Consider the following 16,060-nt stretch of genomic DNA (forward strand, 5'->3'; position numbering starts at 1 on the left):
TTCTGCTCCCTGACTTTTGCCGTCTGGGTGCCGTCTTCTCTGGCCGAGCCTGCACGCGTCTACGAGGCACGCGTCACGCGGGTGTTTGACGGCGATACGGTCTGGGTCCAGCCGCTGGAGGGCGGCCGCGCTCGCAAACTGCGGCTCGACGGGCTGGACGCGCCGGAGATTTGCCAGGCGGGTGGTGAGGCGTCGCGCGACGCGCTGGCGACGCGTTTGCTCGGACAGGCGGTGACGGTGAGTGAACGCCGGCGCGACGACTATGGGCGCGGACTGGCGCGCCTGACACACCGGGACGAAGATGTGGGTGGCTGGCTGGTGTCGATAGGCCACGCCTGGTCTTACCGCTGGCGCAACAGCGCCGGGCCCTACCAGCCGCAGGAAGCCCAGGCACAGGCAGCGAGCCGGGGGTTGTTTGCCGATCGACGAGGCGAGTTGCCGCGCGCTTTCCGGCAACGCCACGGCCCTTGTGTGTTGCCCTAGGCCGCGACGCTGCCGCGATGCAGGTGCCCGCAAACAGGGCATTGCGGATTCGCAGGCAGGGTGATGGCGTTGAACGCCATGTCGCGGCCGTCGATCATCAGCAGCTGGCCGGTGAGCCGAGAGCCTATGCCGCTGAGCAGCTTGAGCGCCTCGGCGGCCTGCATGGTACCCACGATGCCCACCAGCGGTGCGAACACGCCCAGGGTGGCGCAGCGCGTTTCTTCCACGCCCGAGTCCTCCGGGAACACGCAGGCATAGCAAGGTTTACCGGGTTGGCGGGGATCGAATACGCTGAGCTGACCGTCCAGACGGATGGCTGCGCCGGAGACCAGCGGCTTGCCGTGGGTCACACAAGCGCGGTTGATGGCGTGGCGGGTGGTGAAGTTGTCGGTGCAGTCGAGCACCACGTCGGCTTGTGCCACCAGGGTGTCGAGCAGGACATCGTCGGCCCGCCGGACCAGCGGTTTGACCACCACATCTGGGTTGATGGCCGCAATCGCCTGGAGCACCGATTCTGCTTTGGGTGTGCCCACGCGGTCCAGCGTGTGGGCGATCTGGCGTTGCAGGTTGGTCTCGTCGACCGCATCGTGATCGACCACCGTGATGACCCCGACACCGGCGCTGCCGAGGTAGAGGCAGACGGGTGAACCCAGGCCCCCTGCGCCGATAACGAGCGCATGCGAGGCGAGCAGAGCCTCCTGGCCTTCGATGCCGAGTTCGTTGAGCAGGATGTGGCGCGAGTAGCGCAGCAGCTGAGCGTCGTTCAAGACTGAGCCCCGGCGCGATGCCGGGTCGGCATCATTGCTCTTTTTTCTCTTCGCTGCGTGCGGTCAGCGTCTTGCTGACCAGCACCGGCTTGCCCTTGAGGTGATTCAGCGCCTGCTGAAGCTGAAAATCCTTTTCGCTGCCGAATTCGGGGACCAGGCGTTGGCCCGGATTCTTGCGCGCTTCGTCTTCCAATCGCTTGCGGGCCTCCTCACGGTCCAGGTCGCGCTGCCGCTCGGCGGCGCGCTCAGCGTCGGTCATGGGCTGGCCATTGCGCTTGGCCTCGTCGGTGCCTTCCAGATGTTTTTGCAGGTCGGCTTCCCGGGTGCGCAGGGCGGCAAACACGTTGCCCTCCAGGGTTTCGTCGACCATCAGCTCAGGCACGATGCCCTTGGCCTGAATGGAGTTGCCCGAAGGTGTGTAGTAGCGAGCGGTGGTCAGCTTCAGACCGGTGTCCGGGCCGAGCGGCCGCACGGTCTGCACCGAGCCTTTGCCAAAGGTCTGGCTGCCCATGATGGTGGCGCGCTTGTGGTCCTGCAGCGCGCCGGCCACGATCTCGCTGGCCGAAGCCGAGCCTTCGTTGACCAGCACCACCAGAGGCACCTTGCGCAGCGCACCATTGGTGGCGTCGGTCAGGCGCTTGATCGGGTCGCTGCCACCGCGGCGCAAGTAGTGCTGCGGAATCGCTTTGTAGACAAATTTGCTGTCTTCAAGCTGGCCATTGGTAGACACCACGGTCACACCCTCTGGCAAGAAGGCAGCCGAGAGCGCCACTGCGGCGTCGAGTAGGCCGCCCGGGTCATTGCGCAGGTCCAGCACCATGCCCTTGATGTTGGGGTTGGCTTTGTAGATGTCTTCGACCTTGCGCGAAAAATCCTCGATGGTGCGCTCCTGGAACTGCGACACGCGCACCCAGGCGTAGCCCGGCTCAACCACCCGCGACTTCACGCTCTGGGTCTTGATTTCCTCTCGCGTGATGGTCACGGGGAAGCTGCGGTTTTCGTCCTTGCGGAAGATGGTGAGCAGCACCTTGGTGCGCGGCTCGCCGCGCATGAGTTTGACCGCTTCGTTGATGGTCAGTCCCTTGACCATGGTGTCGTCGATTTTGGTGATCAGGTCGCCCGATTTCAGGCCAGCGCGAAATGCCGGGGAGTCTTCAATCGGCGACACCACTTTCACCAGGCCGTCTTCCATGCTGATTTCGATGCCCACACCGACAAAGCGGCCGCTGGTCCCTTCGCGAAAGGCCTTGAAATCTTTCTTGTCGAAGTACTGGGAATGCGGGTCGAGGCTGGCGACCATGCCCGAAATGGCTTCGGAGATGAGCTTTTTCTCGTCCACCGGCTCCACATAATCGGTCTTGACCATGCCGAAGACCGCTGCGAGCTGTTGCAGCTCTTCCAGCGGCAGCGGGGCCAGCGTGCTGCGGGCCACGGCCTGGAACTGCACCGTGGTCAAGGCGCCGGCCACGGCACCCACGGCCAACCAGCCGGCAATCTTCAGTTTGTGACCCACTTCTTTACCCATTGCGACACCCCAACAAAAAACCCGGCGGGACTCAAATGAGCCACGGGCAAATCAATATACACCTTGGAGCATCGAGCCGGCATTCGGTTCCGCAAGTACCCAAGCGGCTTGCGCAGCCGACGCACGGACCACCCGCCAGCGATCAGCCCTTGCCTTGCGCGGCGACCGCTGCCGCTGCCCGTGCGGCTGCCTCGGCATCCCCGAGGTAGTAGCGTTTGAGCGGTTTCAGTTCGGCATCGAGTTCGTACACCAGGGGAATGCCGTTGGGGATGTTCAGGCCCACGATGTCCTGCTCGGAGATGTTGTCCAGGTACTTGACCATGGCCCGGATCGAATTGCCGTGGGCCGAAACCAGCACGCGCTGGCCACTCTGGATGGCCGGCGCCAGGGTCTCGTTCCAGAACGGCATGACGCGTGCCACCGTGTCTTTGAGGCACTCGGTGAGCGGCACGGCACCGGCTGGCAGGCCCGCGTATCGCCGGTCGCTGCGCTCGCAGCGCGGGTCGTCGGCTTCGAGTGCCGGCGGTGGCGTGTCGTAACTGCGGCGCCAGACCAGCACCTGCTCATCGCCGTACTGCTTGGCCATGTCGCCCTTGTTCAGGCCCTGCAAGGCGCCGTAGTGGCGTTCGTTCAGCCGCCAGCTTTTGACCACCGGCAGCCAGGTGCGGTCCATCTGGTCCAGTGTGTGCCACAGCGTGTGGATGGCGCGCTTGAGCACGCTGGTGTAGGCGATGTCGAAGTCCCAGCCCTCGTCGCGCAGCAGCTTGCCGGCCGAGATGGCCTGAGAGACGCCGGTCGGGGTGAGGTCGACATCGGTCCAGCCGGTGAAGCGGTTTTCCAGGTTCCAGGTGGATTCACCGTGGCGGATCAGGACAAGTTTGTGCATGGGGAGATCAGGTGGGGCTGGGGTGGGAGAAAGCGGCTCGGACCGTCTAGACGCGACCGATATTCAGCGCGGGTCAGCCATACATTCTAAAATCACAGGCTTGACTCAAAAAAGGTGTCCTTGTGAGCTTTGTGATTGAAAACTGGGTGCTGCTGGCTGTGGCGCTGACCTCAGGCGGCATGTTGTTGTGGCCCGCGTTGTCTTCCGGTGGTGGTGCGGACAGCCTCAACCCCAATGAGGTGGTGCAGCTGATGAACCGCGAGAAGGCGGTTGTGGTGGATGTCTGTGGCGCCGACGAATTCGCTGCCGGCCATGTGGTGGGTGCGAAAAACGTGCCACTGGACCAGCTCGAAGCCAAGCTGACCGGTGTGGTGAAGAACAAGGCGACCCCGTTGGTGCTGGTGTGCGCCTCGGGCATGCGCTCCAAACGGGCGCTGGCCGTGGCCAAGAAGCTGGGGTACGAAAACGTGCGATCGCTTTCGGGCGGCATGGGCGCCTGGCGTTCGGCCAGCCTGCCGGTCGACAAAGCCTGAAACGAATTGGAGATAGCAACCATGGCCGCCGTGAAGATGTACACCAGCAACTACTGCCCCTTCTGCAGCCGCGCCAAGGCACTTCTGCTGCAGCGAGGCGTCACCAACCTGGAAGAGATCGTGGTGGACGGCGAGCCCGAGCTGAGGGCCAAAATGACCCAGATCACCGGTCGCACGAGCGTGCCGCAGATTTTCATTGACGATGCCCACATTGGCGGGTGCGACGATTTGCACGCGTTGGACGGCCGCGGCGGCCTCCTGCCATTGCTGCAGTCCTGAACCCATTCGGTGGCAACCGGCTGGCGCTGCCGCCAGCAGGCCCTTCAGTGGCTGCCTGAGATAATTTGACCCATCCCTCGCCCCGCGGCCTCTGCGCCCGCAAGCGTTTCTTTTCACGATTCAACGAAAGCACCCCATGGCCGACCAAGACCCCACCTTCCAGATCCAGCGCATCTACCTCAAAGAAGCGTCTCTGGAGCAGCCCAATTCGCCCGCCATCCTGCTGGAGCAGGAGCAACCATCGGTGGACATCCAGCTGGGCGTGGAAGCCAATCCGGTGGCCGATGGCGTGTACGAGATCTGCGTGACCGCCACGGTGCAGACCAAGATCAAGGACAAAACCGTGTTCCTGGTGGAAGCCAAGCAGGCCGGCATTTTCGAGATCCGCAACCTGCCTGAAGAACAGATGGGCCCGATCATGGGCATCGCCTGCCCGCAGATCGTCTACCCCTACCTGCGTGGCAACGTGGCTGACATCATCCAGCGCGGCGGCTTCCCGCCGGTGCATCTGGCCGAAATCAATTTCCAGGCCATGTACGAGCAGCAGCAGGCGCAAGCCGAAGACGACAAGCCCCGCATCGTCACCCAGTAATTGCGCAGTTTGCCCGCGACAGGTGTCATGAACATCGCCATGCTGGGCGCTGGCGCCTGGGGTACCGCGTTGGCGGTCAGCGCTGCCAGCTGCGGGCATCGGGTCAGTTTGTGGGCCCGTGACCATCAACAGGTCGCCCAGATGCGGGTCGACCGCAAAAACGCCCGCTATTTGCCTGGCGTGACACTGCCGCCGACCTTGCAGCTGGCCCATGGGCCGCTGGACGCAGGCGCTGCCTGGCTGAGCGGCGCCGATCTGGTGGTCATTGCCACGCCAATGGCCGCCTTGCGCGGTCTGCTGAGCGCTTTGAGCGGCCTGCAGATGCCGGTTGCCTGGCTGTGCAAAGGTTTCGAAGCCCCGCTCCATGCGCAGGCAACGGGCCTGCTGGGTCATGAAATTCGCGCACAGGTGGCGCCAGACTTGCGCTGCGGGGTGCTCAGTGGCCCGAGTTTTGCGCAAGAGGTGGCGCTCGCCCAGCCCACCGCGCTGGTCGCTGCCAGCGAACACGCCAACGTCCGCGAGGTGCTGGTGGCGGCTTTTCACAGCCCTTCGCTTCGCGTGTATGCCAACGACGACATCGTGGGCGTGGAGGTGGGTGGCGCTGTGAAAAACGTGCTGGCCATCGCCACCGGCCTGTGCGATGGCCTGAACCTGGGGCTCAACGCCCGTGCCGCCCTGATCACCCGAGGCCTGGCCGAAATGACGCGGCTGGGTATGGCGCTGGGCGCCAAAGCCGAGACCTTCATGGGCCTCTCGGGACTCGGAGATCTGGTGCTCACCGCCACTGGCGACCTGTCGCGCAACCGCAAGGTGGGGCAGCTGCTGGCCAGCGGCATGACGCTGCAGGAGGCGGTGGATTCGCTCGGCCATGTCGCCGAGGGCGTCTACAGTGCCCGCACCGTCGTGCAACGCGCCCGTGCGCTCGGCGTGGACATGCCGATCAGCGAAGGCGTGGTGGCCTTGCTCGAAGGCCGTGTAATGCCAGCGCACATGGTGGCGGCTCTGATGGGGCGCGACCCCAAAGACGAAACCAGCTGATCTCGGCGTTTGCCTGGCCAGACTCCGGCGCGGAGTGCCTCAGGCCAGAAATGCCGTGGAACTGGCTTTGCCAGGCCACAGGCATTTGCCCCCTTGAGGGGGTCGCGCGCAGCGCGGCGGGGGTGTTTTCTAGACCTCGAAGTTGTCGATCAGCCGCGTGCTGCCCAGCCGCGCCGCGCCCAGTACCACCAGCGACTCAGGTGTGGTCGCGTCGCGCGTGCGGGGTGGCATGAGGTCAGTCCGCCGGCGCACCGTCAGGTAGTCGGGCTGCCAGCCACGCGCAGCCAGCGCGTGCATGGCGCGAGACTCCAGCGCGGGCAGTTGCTTGGGCATGGCCTCTGCCATGGCGAGAGCCTCGCGCGCCAGGGTGCGCAGCGCCAGAGAGAGCTGGATGGCTTCGGCACGCTCGCGCTCGTTCAGGTAGCTGTTGCGCGAACTCAGCGCCAGTCCATCGGCATCGCGCTGGGTCTCGCCAGCAATCACGGTGATGGGCATGGCGTATTGCTGCACCATGCGCTTGATCACCATCTGCTGCTGGTAGTCCTTCTTGCCAAACAGCGCGTAGCGCGGACCTTTGGCTTCGGAGAACACGCACTGGAACAGCTTCATCACCACCGTGCTCACGCCGATGAAGAAGCCGGGCCGAAAGTGCCCCTCCAGGATGTCGGCCAGCTCGCCCGGCGGGTGTACTTTGAACTGCTGCGGCACCGGATACAGCTCCTTTTCCAGCGGGGCAAACACCACGTCACACCCGGCCTGCTCCAGCCGCTCGCAGTCGGCCTGAAGGGTGCGCGGGTACGACTCGAAGTCTTCATTGGGCGCGAACTGCAGGCGGTTGACGAAGATGCTGGAAACCACTACATCGCCCAGCGGCTTGGCGCTGCGCACCAGATTCAGGTGACCGTCGTGCAGGTTGCCCATGGTCGGCACAAAGGCCGGTGAATTGAATGGTCGCAGCGCGCTGCGCAGGTCTTCGATGGTGTGGACGAGTTGCATAGACGCAGAAGGGATGTTGTCAAATGGCGCAGCAGAACTGGCTTAGCCATGCTGCAGGCGCCGCACGGGGGCGGGTCTGGTTCACCAGGCGTGCAGCTTGTCGTCCGGAAAGCTGCCGTTCTTGACGGCCGCCACATAGGCCGCCATGGCGTCGCGCACGCTGGCGGCGCCTTCCATGAAGTTGCGCACGAACTTGGGATTTTTGCCGAGGTTGATGCCCAGCATGTCGTGCATCACCAGCACCTGGCCGGCCGTGCCCTGGCCAGCGCCGATGCCGATGGTGTGACAGGTCTTGAGCTCGGTTGTGATCTCGGCCGAGAGCACGGACGGCACCATCTCCAGCACCAGCATGGATGCACCGGCGTCCTGCAGCTCGATGGCGTGGCGGCGCAGCTGCAGGGCCGCGGCATCGCCACGTCCCTGCACGCGGTAGCCACCCAGCGCGTGCACGGTTTGCGGGGTGAGTCCCAGGTGCGCGCAAACGGGGATACCGCGTTCGACCAGAAAGCGCACCGTCTCGGTGGTCCAGCCGCCGCCTTCCAGCTTGACCATGTGGGCGCCCGCGCGCATCAGCACGGCCGCGCTCTGCAGCGCCTGCTCTTTGCTTTCGTGATAACTGCCAAAGGGCAGGTCGCCGATCACCCAGACGGTGGCTTGCACACGCCGTAGGCCGCGCACCACGCTTTCGGTGTGGTAGCGCATGGTGTCCAGCGTCACACCCACCGTGCTGGTCAGGCCCTGGCAAACCATGCCCAGGGAGTCTCCGACCAGGATGCACTCCACGCCCGCGGCGTCGGCCACCGCAGCAAAGGTGGCGTCGTAGGCGGTGAGCATGGTGATTTTCTCGCCGCGCTCACGCATCTCCTGCAAGCGCGGCAGGCTCACCGGTTTTCGCTGCGGCAGCGGCGAGGCGGCCGGCAGCGTGCCGTAGGGTGTACCGGTGGGCACGGCGGCGTCGGTTGGGTTCATGTCGCGTCTCCTCGGGCATGGACTTCGGATGCAGGGCACTATATTCGATCGCGCTATGCTTGCGCTCCATGAAACACCTCTCGGAATTCACCGCGGCCGATTTGGCTGAACTGGCACGCAGCGATGTCGCGCGCGCACTGGCCGAAGACGTCGGCAGCGGCGACCTCACCGCCTCTCTGGTTGACCCGGCGCGCACCGCCCGGGCCCGCATCGTGGCGCGCGAGTCGGCGGTGATCTGCGGCGTGCCCTGGGTGGAGGCGGCTGTCATGGCCTGTGACCCTGCGGCCCGCCTGACCTGGCATGTGGCCGAGGGCCAGCGCTGCGCCCCCGATCAGGTGGTGCTGGAGATCGAAGGCAACGCGCAGGCGCTGCTCACCGCCGAGCGCACCGCGCTCAACTTCCTGCAGCTCTTGTCTGCGGTGGCCACCAGAACGGCGGTCTTCGTGCAGGCGGTGGCGGGCACGCGAGCGCAGATCGTGGACACGCGCAAGACGCTGCCAGGCCTGCGGCTGGCGCAGAAGCACGCGGTCAAGGTCGGTGGTGGCGTGAACCACCGCATCGGTCTGTACGACGCGGTTCTGATCAAGGAAAACCACATCGCAGCTGCCGGCGGTGTGCCTGCGGTGTTGCGCCGCGTGGCTGAAGCCGCGCCTCAAGCACGCTTCGTCGAAATCGAGGTCGAGACCCTGGCGCAGCTCGACGAGGCGCTGGCCAGTGGCGCAACCATGGTCCTGCTGGACAACATGGACATCCCCACGCTTAACGAAGCGGTGCGCCGCAACGCAGGCCGCGCGGTGCTTGAGATCTCGGGCGGTGTGAGCCTGGAAACGGTGCGGGCTCTTGCAGAAACCGGGGTTGACCGCATTTCCATCGGAGCCCTTACCAAAGATGTGAAGGCCACGGACTTTTCACTTCGATTCGACGCGTTCTAACAGAGCGCTGAAAGGCAGACTGAGCATGAGCACCACCACAAGCAGCGCCGTCATCGACGTCGAATACGAGCAACCCGCCTGCCCCACCAAACACGCCTGGGCGCGGGTACCGGTGGAGCCGGGCCCCAAGCAGCGGGCCGAGCTGAAGGAGCGCATTCGCCGCCTGCTGAAAGAGCGCAACGCGGTGATGGTGTCGCATTACTACGTGCACCCCGATCTGCAAGACCTGGCGATTGAGACCGGTGGCATCGTGAGCGATTCCCTGGAAATGGCGCGCTTTGGCCGCGACCACGCGGCGCAGACACTGGTGGTCTCGGGCGTGCGCTTCATGGGGGAGACGGCCAAGATTCTTTCGCCAGAGAAAACGGTGCTCATGCCCGACCTGGATGCCAACTGCTCGCTCGATCTCGGTTGCCCCATCGACGCCTTCAGCGCATTTTGCGATGCGAACCCAGACCGCACCGTGGTCGTCTACGCGAATACCAGCGCCGCGGTGAAGGCCCGCTCCGACTGGCTCGTGACCAGCAGCTGCGCGCTCGACATCGTGCGCGCGCTCAAGGACAAAGGGCACAAGATTCTGTGGGCGCCCGACAAGCACCTGGGTGGCTACATCCAGCGCGAAACCGGGGCCGACATGCTGATGTGGACCGGCTCCTGCATCGTGCACGACGAGTTCAAGGCGTTTGAACTCGAGGCGCTGAGAAAGGAGCACCCGAAGGCCAAGGTGCTGGTGCATCCGGAGAGCCCGGCCGACGTGATCGCGCTGGCCGATGCGGTGGGCTCCACCTCGGCCATTTTGAAAGCCGCGCGCGAGATGGACGCGCCCGAGTTCATCGTCGCCACCGACAACGGCATGATGCACATGCTGCGCCAGCAAAACCCCGGCAAGGTCTTCATCGAAGCGCCGACCGCTGGCAACAGCGCCACGTGCAAGAGCTGCGCGCATTGCCCCTGGATGGCCATGAACGGACTGGCCGGCGTGGCCCAGGTACTGGAAAAAGGCCTCAACCGCATCGAAGTGGATGCCGCGCTGATCGAACGAGCCCGCCTGCCGATTGACCGCATGCTGGCGTTCACGGCCGCGCAGCGCGGCGGACAGGATGCTGGTGCGCTGGTGCCGAATATTGGAGCCGCCTGAGCACGACGCCTTCGGAGCGCTGTGCCTGGTTCAGGGATGCCGTGGAACTGGCTTTGCCAGGCCACAGGCATCGCCCCCTGGGGGGTGACGGCGAAGCCGGCGCGGGAGGATTCTTCAACGCGCCGGCGGCACCAGAATCGTCGGCTTGGCTTCTGGCAGCAGATCCGGGTGGTCGCGGCTGAAGTGCAGGCCTCGGCTTTCGCGCCGCATCATGGCGCTCATCACGATCAAGTCGGCCACCTGCACCAGGTTGCGCAACTCCAGCAGGTCGCGCGTGACGTGGAACTGGGCGTAAAACTCGTGGATTTCGCGCTGCAGCAGGGTGATGCGGTGGGCCGCTCGCTCCAGGCGCTTGTCGGTGCGCACGATGCCGACGTAGTCCCACATGAAGCGGCGCAGCTCGTCCCAGTTGTGCGAGATCACCACCATTTCGTCTGCGTCGGTCACGCGGCTGTCGTCCCACAGCGGCAAAGCCGGCGTCTTGACCCCCGGCGCTTCGGCAATCGCCTTCACGGCGGCTTGGGCGAACACCATGCATTCCACCAGCGAGTTGCTGGCCAGCCGGTTGGCGCCGTGCAGACCGGTGCAGGTGGTTTCGCCCACCGCGTACAGGCCGGCGATGTCGGTGCGGCCAGCCAGGTCGGTCACCACGCCGCCGCAGGTGTAATGAGCGGCGGGCACGACCGGAATCGGCCCTTGCGTGATGTCGATGCCCAGTTCGGCGCAGCGCGCCAGGATGTTGGGGAAGTGCTCCTGGATGAACTCGGCAGGCTGGTGCGAGATGTCGAGGTACACGCAGTCCAGGCCGTGCTTCTTCATTTCGAAGTCGATGGCGCGGGCCACCACGTCGCGCGGTGCCAGTTCGGCGCGCGCATCGTGGTCGGGCATGAAGCGGTGGCTGCCCAGTCGCGCGGGCAGCTTCAATTGCCCGCCTTCACCACGCACCGCTTCGGTGATGAGAAAACTCTTGGCGTGCGGGTGGTAGAGGCAGGTGGGATGGAACTGGATGAATTCCATGTTGCCCACGCGGCAGCCCGCGCGCCAGGCGGCGGCGATGCCGTCGCCGGTGGCGGTGTCGGGGTTGGTGGTGTAGAGGTAGACCTTGCCCGCGCCGCCGGTGGCCAAGATGGTCTGTGGCGCCTGAAAGGTCTCGATCACGTCCTGGTCCACATCGAGCACATACGCGCCGTGGCAGCGACCCGGCGCCCGGGCATCGCCCGCCTGACCGAGCTTGGCGTCGGTGATCAGGTCCACCAGCATGTGGTTTTCGAAGAAATGGATACCCGGCGTGGTGCGGGCGAGCTCGCTCAACGTTTTTTGCACCGCCGCACCGGTGGCGTCGGTGGCGTGCACGATGCGTCGGTGGCTGTGGCCACCCTCCCGGGTGAGATGCAGCGCACCGTTTTCCTTCGAAAACGGCACGCCCAGCTCTTGCAGCCAGGCGATGGCGGCGGGCGCGTTTTCCACCGTGAACTGCGTCGCTTCCAGATCGCACAGGCCGGCGCCGGCCACCAGGGTGTCGTCCACGTGCGAGGCATAACTGTCACCTTCAGCCAGCACTGCTGCAATGCCACCCTGCGCCCAGTTGCTCGATCCGTCGGAAATGCCGCGCTTGGTTACCACCGCCACGCGGTGCGTGGGTGCGAGTTTGAGGGCAGCGGTGAGACCCGCCAGACCGCTGCCGATGATGAGGACGTCAAACGAGTGGGTGGCGGTCATGGACGGTCAATCGCGTTGAAAGGGCGTGAAAGCGTGTTTGGCCGCTGGGCCGCCCCAAGGCGAAACGAGCCCCCTCGGGGGGCAGCGACCCGCGCAGCGGTGGAGCGTGGGGGCGTGTTTGGCCGCCGGGCCGTCCCAAGGCGAAACGAACCCCCTGGGGGGCAGCGACCCGCGCAGCGGCGGAGCGTGGGGGCGGTCATCAAGTCGGGGTGTAGGCCAAGCGCACGTAAATCGGCGCAAACGCCTCGGCTTGCGTGAGCTCGATCAGCGTTTCCTTGGCCAGCTCCAGCATGGCGATGAAGGTGACCACCAGCACCTGCTGGCCACGCGACACATCGAACAGTTCACCAAACTCGACAAAGCGCCTGCCCTGAAGTTTGCGCAGCACGATGCTCATGTGTTCGCGCACCGACAGCTGTTCGCGGCTGATCTTGTGGTGCTGCACCAGCTTGGCGCGTTTGAGAATGTCGCGCCAGGCACTCTGCAGGTCCACCGCGTGGACGTCTGGAAAGCGAGGTGCCAGCGCTTGCTCCACATAGACCTGGGCGCGCAGAAAATCCCGACCGTATTGGGGCAGCTCGCCCAGGCGGTGGGCTGCCAGCTTCATCTGCTCGTATTCCAGCAGGCGGCGCACCAGCTCGGCGCGCGGGTCTTCCGCCTCTTCGCCCTCGGCCGTCTTCTTGGGCGGCAACAGCATGCGTGACTTGATCTCGATCAGCATGGCCGCCATGAGCAGGTACTCGGCCGCCAGCTCCAGATTGCTGGCGCGGATCTCGTCGACATAGCTCAGGTACTGGCGCGTCACCGCTGCCATCGGGATGTCGAGGATGTTGAAGTTCTGCTTGCGGATCAGGTAGAGCAGCAGATCCAGCGGGCCTTCAAAAGCCTCCAGAAACACCTGAAGCGCATCGGGCGGGATGTACAGATCCCGCGGCATCGCAAACAGGGGCTCCCCATAGAGCCGCGCAAGAGCCACCTGATCGACGACCCCGGGCAGCATGGCATCGAGTCCGTCGTGCGACTGCTCCAGCGTGGTGGCCTCGTTGCTCATGGATCAGATCGCCTGCACACCCGTGGAGGGTGATCAGCTCGGCTGGGTGCCGGTCTGGTACACGTAGGCCTTTTGCGCCACTTTTGCCGCCTGCGCGTCGGCCTGGAATTTGCGGTCGATCTGCTTGTCCCACAGCAGGGCTCGGCCCTGCCGCTGCTCCTGCTCCAGCGTGGGCTTGTCAGCCTTGAGCTTCGCAATGAAGTCGGTCGCGTCGGAGGTGTAGTGGGGGCGGGCGAAGATGGACATGGTGCAGTCGGCGTAGGAAAGACACTGATTTTAGCGAGGCGGGTCGGTGAGGCATCTGCCAAGGACTTCAAGCGCCTGTTCCTACCTCCGGGGTTCGCCGGGATGGGACTCAGGGCGGAGGGTCCAGTGACTCCACGGTGCGGGTGTGCCAGTTCAGCACGGACTTGCGCACCTGCATCAGCGGTGCCAGGTCGGCGAACTCTCGCTGCAGCACTTCGGCGGTGAAATCGGCCAGGAAGTTGGACTTCAGCGTGGCTCGGGCCCGATCCACGCCAATGTCTTCGTAAGGCACCGATGACAGCACCAGGAAGCCGTCGCCAGGAATGCGCCCGGCCTCCATGTTGGAGCGGATGATGCGCGCGGCCTGGCGGATCGGATCGGCCAGGTCGGGGCTGTAGGGACCGATGATCAGCGCCAGGTTGGGCAGGTGCAGCCAGTCGAAGCCGCGGCCCACGCACAGCATCCATTCGCGGTGCTCGATGTTCAGCGTGCGCTCAGTCTGGCGCAGCGCTGCGATATGGCGCAGGTTGCCCAGCAGCAGCGGCAGCAGGTCGGCTCGGATCTGGGTCGGCATGTCGGGCAGCAGCTCCAGAAGCCGCGCTGGCAAGCCCGGAACGTCGGCCTCGCTCAGGTCGGCCATGTGCAGACTGTGGCCCTGCTGGCCGTGCACCACCAGGGCCTCTTCGTCGGTTTCAAAGCCGCACACCAATGGGTACACCGTGCCGTGTCCAGCGCCGAACAGGGTGGCAATCTCGCGCTGGATTTCAAAGGTGTGGGCCCGCGCGTCGTTGGTGCGGTAGTGAAAACCGGCGCAGCCGCGCCGCTCGTCGCCGCGCGAGAAGTGGTAGGTGGTGATGAACAGGGCCTGGCGGCCGCTGCGCACGACTTTTTCGACGGCGGCGGTCAGGGTTTCGCCCAGGTGCGGCCAGCCAAGGTTGAAGATGCCACCCAGGTTGCGAAATGGCAGGATCAGCCCCTTGGGCGTCTGCGTCGCGACGGGGATGTTGATGCGCCCGTCCATGCACTTCATCACCAGGATGGCGGTGGGGTGGCGTGCCAGGTGGTGCTGGCGCGCCAGCCAGGCTTCTGGGCTGGCGTACTCCAGGGCGTGCCGGCGCGCCAGGTCAAAGAGCCAGTCGATGCGTTCGGCGATTGGGCTGTTCAGGGGTGCTGGGCTGTGGGGCATGGTGCACTTTCGATCAGGCGGACTCGCGCAGGCGATCGGCAAAACCAGAGCGCTCCATGAGCGAGCGCGGTTGCTCGTTCAAACCCAGAAATTCGAGGCGACCGCCGCGTTTCGCGATTTCTTTGTGCAGACTCTCCAGCGCGTCGAGCCCACTGGTATCCAGCGAAATCAGGCGGGTCGCATCGAGCACCACGTTCAGCGGCCCGCCGGCCTGTTCGACCCGCGCCACGATGGCGTCGATCTTGGCCACTGCGCCGAAGAACAGCGAGCCATAAAGCTGGAAGGTGATCTGCTGATCGGTCTCTGCGACAGGCTCGGCACGGAAAATTTCACTCTGCCGCCGCACAAACAGAACCACTGCCAGCACGAGCCCGAGTTCCACCGCCACGGTGAGATCGAACACGATGGTGACCAGAAAGGTCGAAACCATCATCAGACGGTAGTGGTTGCTGAACCGTTTCATGCGGTTGAACTCGCGCCACTCTCCCATGTTCCAGGCGACGAACATCAGCACTCCGGCGAGCACCGCCAGCGGGATGTGCTGCGCCAGCGGCGCGGCCAGCAGCACCACCGCCGCGAGCGACAGGGCGTGCACCATGCCGGCCACCGGCGAGGTGGCGCCGGCGCGTATGTTGGTCACGGTGCGGGCGATGGTGCCGGTGGCGGGCATGCCGCCAAAAAAGGGCACCACCGCATTGGCAATGCCCTGGGCCATCAATTCCTGGTTGGGGTCGTGCTTGGGTGTGTCGCTGAGTTGGTCAGCCACCCGCGCGCAAAGCAGCGACTCGATGGCGCCCAGCAGGGCGATGGTCAGCGTGGGTGTGACCAGCAGCTTGACCGTTTCCCAGGAAAAGTCGGGCAGCGCAAACGCAGGAAGGTCTTGTGGAATGCCGCCGAATCGGGTTCCGATGGTTTCGACCGGCATGTGCAATGCCCAGGCCAGCAGCGAAAGCGTGATCAGGGCCACCACCGGGGCGGGCAGGCGCGAAGTGGCCCTGAGCGCACTGACGGTCTGAATCTGGTCCAGCTGCCGACGAAACTGCGAGTCCACCGCCCAAAGGCGGGGCCAGGCAAACAGACCCAGAATGCACACCACCCCGAGCCCAAAGGCATAGGGATTGAAGCTCTGGATGTGACCGGCGAGGGTGCCGATCTGCGCAAAAAAATCAGCCGGCATCTTGGTGATCTCCAGCCCCAGCAGGTCGCGCACCTGCGACAGCGCGATCAGCACCGCAATGCCGTTGGTGAAGCCGATCACCACACTCACTGGCACATAACGCACCAGCGTGCCCAGGCGGAACAGGCCGAGCAAGAACAGCAACACGCCTGCGCTGGCGGTGGAGATCAGCAGATTGGCCACGCCGTAGCGCTCGACGATGCCGTAGACGATGACGATGAAGGCGCCGGCCGGACCGCCGATCTGCACCGAGGTGCCGCCCAGCGCCGAGATGATGAAGCCGGCGATGATGGCGGTCCACAGCCCGGCTTCGGGCTTGAGTCCGCTGGCGATCGCAAACGCCATGGCCAGCGGCAGCGCCACGATACCCACGGTGGCACCGGCCCCCACATCCTTGAACAGCCGATCCCGGTCGTAGCCTTTCAGGTCGCGCATCAGGCGTGGGCGGAAGGAGGCCAGGGCAGGTAGCTGGGGCATGGTGCTGCGATGTTACCGATGGCAACGCTTGCGTTGGCTGACGCGTGGGCGCTCGTGGAGTCGGGG

The 16,060-nt window shown here is 65.0% G+C and carries 17 protein-coding genes; 7 read left to right on the plus strand and 10 right to left on the minus strand.

What is annotated here, in order from left to right:
- The first annotated feature begins 27 nt into the window (after positions 1 to 27).
- Positions 28 to 483, plus strand: a complete 456-nt coding sequence (locus QUV25_RS06465; RefSeq protein ID WP_300862501.1) for a thermonuclease family protein — start codon at positions 28 to 30, stop codon at positions 481 to 483.
- Here QUV25_RS06465 and QUV25_RS06470 read toward each other — a convergent pair.
- From QUV25_RS06470 to gpmA, 3 genes are all read right to left on the minus strand, one after another.
- Positions 480 to 1,250 carry a HesA/MoeB/ThiF family protein gene (locus QUV25_RS06470; RefSeq protein ID WP_300862502.1) on the minus strand — a complete coding sequence of 257 codons (771 nt, stop codon included), beginning with the start codon at positions 1,248 to 1,250 and terminating at the stop codon, positions 480 to 482. The two genes, QUV25_RS06465 and QUV25_RS06470, sit on opposite strands and share 4 nt — an antisense overlap.
- A 31-nt stretch (positions 1,251 to 1,281) precedes the next feature.
- Positions 1,282 to 2,763: a S41 family peptidase gene (locus QUV25_RS06475; protein ID WP_300863070.1), complete on the minus strand. Its 1,482-nt coding sequence runs from the start codon at positions 2,761 to 2,763 to the stop codon at positions 1,282 to 1,284.
- 154 nt (positions 2,764 to 2,917) lie between these two features.
- Positions 2,918 to 3,661: a 2,3-diphosphoglycerate-dependent phosphoglycerate mutase gene (gpmA, locus tag QUV25_RS06480; RefSeq protein ID WP_300862503.1), complete on the minus strand. Its 744-nt coding sequence runs from the start codon at positions 3,659 to 3,661 to the stop codon at positions 2,918 to 2,920.
- A 122-nt stretch (positions 3,662 to 3,783) separates the two neighbouring features.
- Here gpmA and QUV25_RS06485 point away from each other — a divergent pair, with 122 nt between their 5' ends.
- The 4 genes from QUV25_RS06485 to QUV25_RS06500 all read left to right on the plus strand — a co-directional run bounded on the left by QUV25_RS06485 (position 3,784) and on the right by QUV25_RS06500 (position 6,103).
- The gene (locus QUV25_RS06485) at positions 3,784 to 4,194 is read left to right on the plus strand and encodes a rhodanese-like domain-containing protein (protein ID WP_300862506.1); all 411 of its coding nucleotides are present in this window, start codon (positions 3,784 to 3,786) and stop codon (positions 4,192 to 4,194) included.
- 21 nt (positions 4,195 to 4,215) lie between these two features.
- Complete coding sequence (gene grxC, locus QUV25_RS06490) at positions 4,216 to 4,473, plus strand: glutaredoxin 3 (protein ID WP_300862508.1); 258 nt, start codon at positions 4,216 to 4,218, stop codon at positions 4,471 to 4,473.
- A 136-nt stretch (positions 4,474 to 4,609) separates the two neighbouring features.
- Complete coding sequence (secB, locus tag QUV25_RS06495; protein ID WP_300862510.1) at positions 4,610 to 5,065, plus strand: protein-export chaperone SecB; 456 nt, start codon at positions 4,610 to 4,612, stop codon at positions 5,063 to 5,065.
- A gap of 27 nt (positions 5,066 to 5,092) precedes the next feature.
- On the plus strand, positions 5,093 to 6,103 hold the full coding sequence (locus QUV25_RS06500) for an NAD(P)H-dependent glycerol-3-phosphate dehydrogenase (protein ID WP_300862512.1): 1,011 nt from the start codon (positions 5,093 to 5,095) through the stop codon (positions 6,101 to 6,103).
- 129 nt (positions 6,104 to 6,232) lie between these two features.
- On the opposite strand, the gene panC is transcribed toward QUV25_RS06500, so the two are convergent.
- Positions 6,233 to 7,099, minus strand: coding sequence for a pantoate--beta-alanine ligase (gene panC / locus QUV25_RS06505; protein ID WP_300862515.1), 867 nt, complete (start codon positions 7,097 to 7,099; stop codon positions 6,233 to 6,235).
- An 81-nt stretch (positions 7,100 to 7,180) separates the two neighbouring features.
- Positions 7,181 to 8,068, minus strand: a complete 888-nt coding sequence (gene panB / locus QUV25_RS06510; RefSeq protein WP_300862516.1) for a 3-methyl-2-oxobutanoate hydroxymethyltransferase — start codon at positions 8,066 to 8,068, stop codon at positions 7,181 to 7,183.
- A gap of 68 nt (positions 8,069 to 8,136) precedes the next feature.
- On the opposite strand from panB, the gene nadC reads away from it, so the two are divergent.
- Together nadC and nadA are read left to right on the plus strand one after the other, a co-directional pair.
- The gene (gene nadC / locus QUV25_RS06515) at positions 8,137 to 9,000 is read left to right on the plus strand and encodes a carboxylating nicotinate-nucleotide diphosphorylase (protein ID WP_300862517.1); all 864 of its coding nucleotides are present in this window, start codon (positions 8,137 to 8,139) and stop codon (positions 8,998 to 9,000) included.
- 25 nt (positions 9,001 to 9,025) lie between these two features.
- Entirely contained in the window at positions 9,026 to 10,138 is a 1,113-nt protein-coding gene (nadA, locus tag QUV25_RS06520) for a quinolinate synthase NadA (RefSeq protein ID WP_300862518.1), read from the plus strand.
- Between the two features lie 114 nt (positions 10,139 to 10,252).
- Here nadA and nadB read toward each other — a convergent pair whose 3' ends face one another.
- The 5 genes from nadB to QUV25_RS06545 all read right to left on the minus strand — a co-directional run bounded on the left by nadB (position 10,253) and on the right by QUV25_RS06545 (position 15,994).
- Positions 10,253 to 11,857 carry an L-aspartate oxidase gene (gene nadB, locus QUV25_RS06525; RefSeq protein WP_300862519.1) on the minus strand — a complete coding sequence of 535 codons (1,605 nt, stop codon included), beginning with the start codon at positions 11,855 to 11,857 and terminating at the stop codon, positions 10,253 to 10,255.
- Between the two features lie 199 nt (positions 11,858 to 12,056).
- Complete coding sequence (locus tag QUV25_RS06530; protein ID WP_300862520.1) at positions 12,057 to 12,908, minus strand: ScpA family protein; 852 nt, start codon at positions 12,906 to 12,908, stop codon at positions 12,057 to 12,059.
- A 33-nt stretch (positions 12,909 to 12,941) separates the two neighbouring features.
- Entirely contained in the window at positions 12,942 to 13,154 is a 213-nt protein-coding gene (locus QUV25_RS06535) for a DUF3460 family protein (RefSeq protein ID WP_300862521.1), read from the minus strand.
- A 109-nt stretch (positions 13,155 to 13,263) separates the two neighbouring features.
- On the minus strand, positions 13,264 to 14,340 hold the full coding sequence (locus QUV25_RS06540) for a hypothetical protein (RefSeq protein ID WP_300862522.1): 1,077 nt from the start codon (positions 14,338 to 14,340) through the stop codon (positions 13,264 to 13,266).
- 13 nt (positions 14,341 to 14,353) lie between these two features.
- The gene (locus QUV25_RS06545; RefSeq protein WP_300862523.1) at positions 14,354 to 15,994 is read right to left on the minus strand and encodes a SulP family inorganic anion transporter; all 1,641 of its coding nucleotides are present in this window, start codon (positions 15,992 to 15,994) and stop codon (positions 14,354 to 14,356) included.
- Positions 15,995 to 16,060 lie beyond the last annotated feature (66 nt).

This window comes from Hydrogenophaga sp. (assembly GCF_030373245.1).
Lineage (GTDB): Bacteria > Pseudomonadota > Gammaproteobacteria > Burkholderiales > Burkholderiaceae_C > Hydrogenophaga.

Bases quoted from the DNA above. Each gene is read 5' to 3' on its own strand.
- QUV25_RS06535 (WP_300862521.1), bottom strand. From the start codon at position 13,154: ATGTCCATCTTCGCCCGCCCCCACTACACCTCCGACGCGACCGACTTC.
- gpmA (WP_300862503.1), bottom strand. From the start codon at position 3,661: ATGCACAAACTTGTCCTGATCCGCCACGGTGAATCCACCTGGAACCTG.
- grxC (WP_300862508.1), top strand. From the start codon at position 4,216: ATGGCCGCCGTGAAGATGTACACCAGCAACTACTGCCCCTTCTGCAGC.
- QUV25_RS06540 (WP_300862522.1), bottom strand. From the start codon at position 14,340: ATGCCCCACAGCCCAGCACCCCTGAACAGCCCAATCGCCGAACGCATC.
- QUV25_RS06500 (WP_300862512.1), top strand. From the start codon at position 5,093: ATGAACATCGCCATGCTGGGCGCTGGCGCCTGGGGTACCGCGTTGGCG.
- secB (WP_300862510.1), top strand. From the start codon at position 4,610: ATGGCCGACCAAGACCCCACCTTCCAGATCCAGCGCATCTACCTCAAA.
- panB (WP_300862516.1), bottom strand. From the start codon at position 8,068: ATGAACCCAACCGACGCCGCCGTGCCCACCGGTACACCCTACGGCACG.
- nadA (WP_300862518.1), top strand. From the start codon at position 9,026: ATGAGCACCACCACAAGCAGCGCCGTCATCGACGTCGAATACGAGCAA.
- nadC (WP_300862517.1), top strand. From the start codon at position 8,137: ATGAAACACCTCTCGGAATTCACCGCGGCCGATTTGGCTGAACTGGCA.
- nadB (WP_300862519.1), bottom strand. From the start codon at position 11,857: ATGACCGCCACCCACTCGTTTGACGTCCTCATCATCGGCAGCGGTCTG.
- panC (WP_300862515.1), bottom strand. From the start codon at position 7,099: ATGCAACTCGTCCACACCATCGAAGACCTGCGCAGCGCGCTGCGACCA.
- QUV25_RS06545 (WP_300862523.1), bottom strand. From the start codon at position 15,994: ATGCCCCAGCTACCTGCCCTGGCCTCCTTCCGCCCACGCCTGATGCGC.
- QUV25_RS06530 (WP_300862520.1), bottom strand. From the start codon at position 12,908: ATGAGCAACGAGGCCACCACGCTGGAGCAGTCGCACGACGGACTCGAT.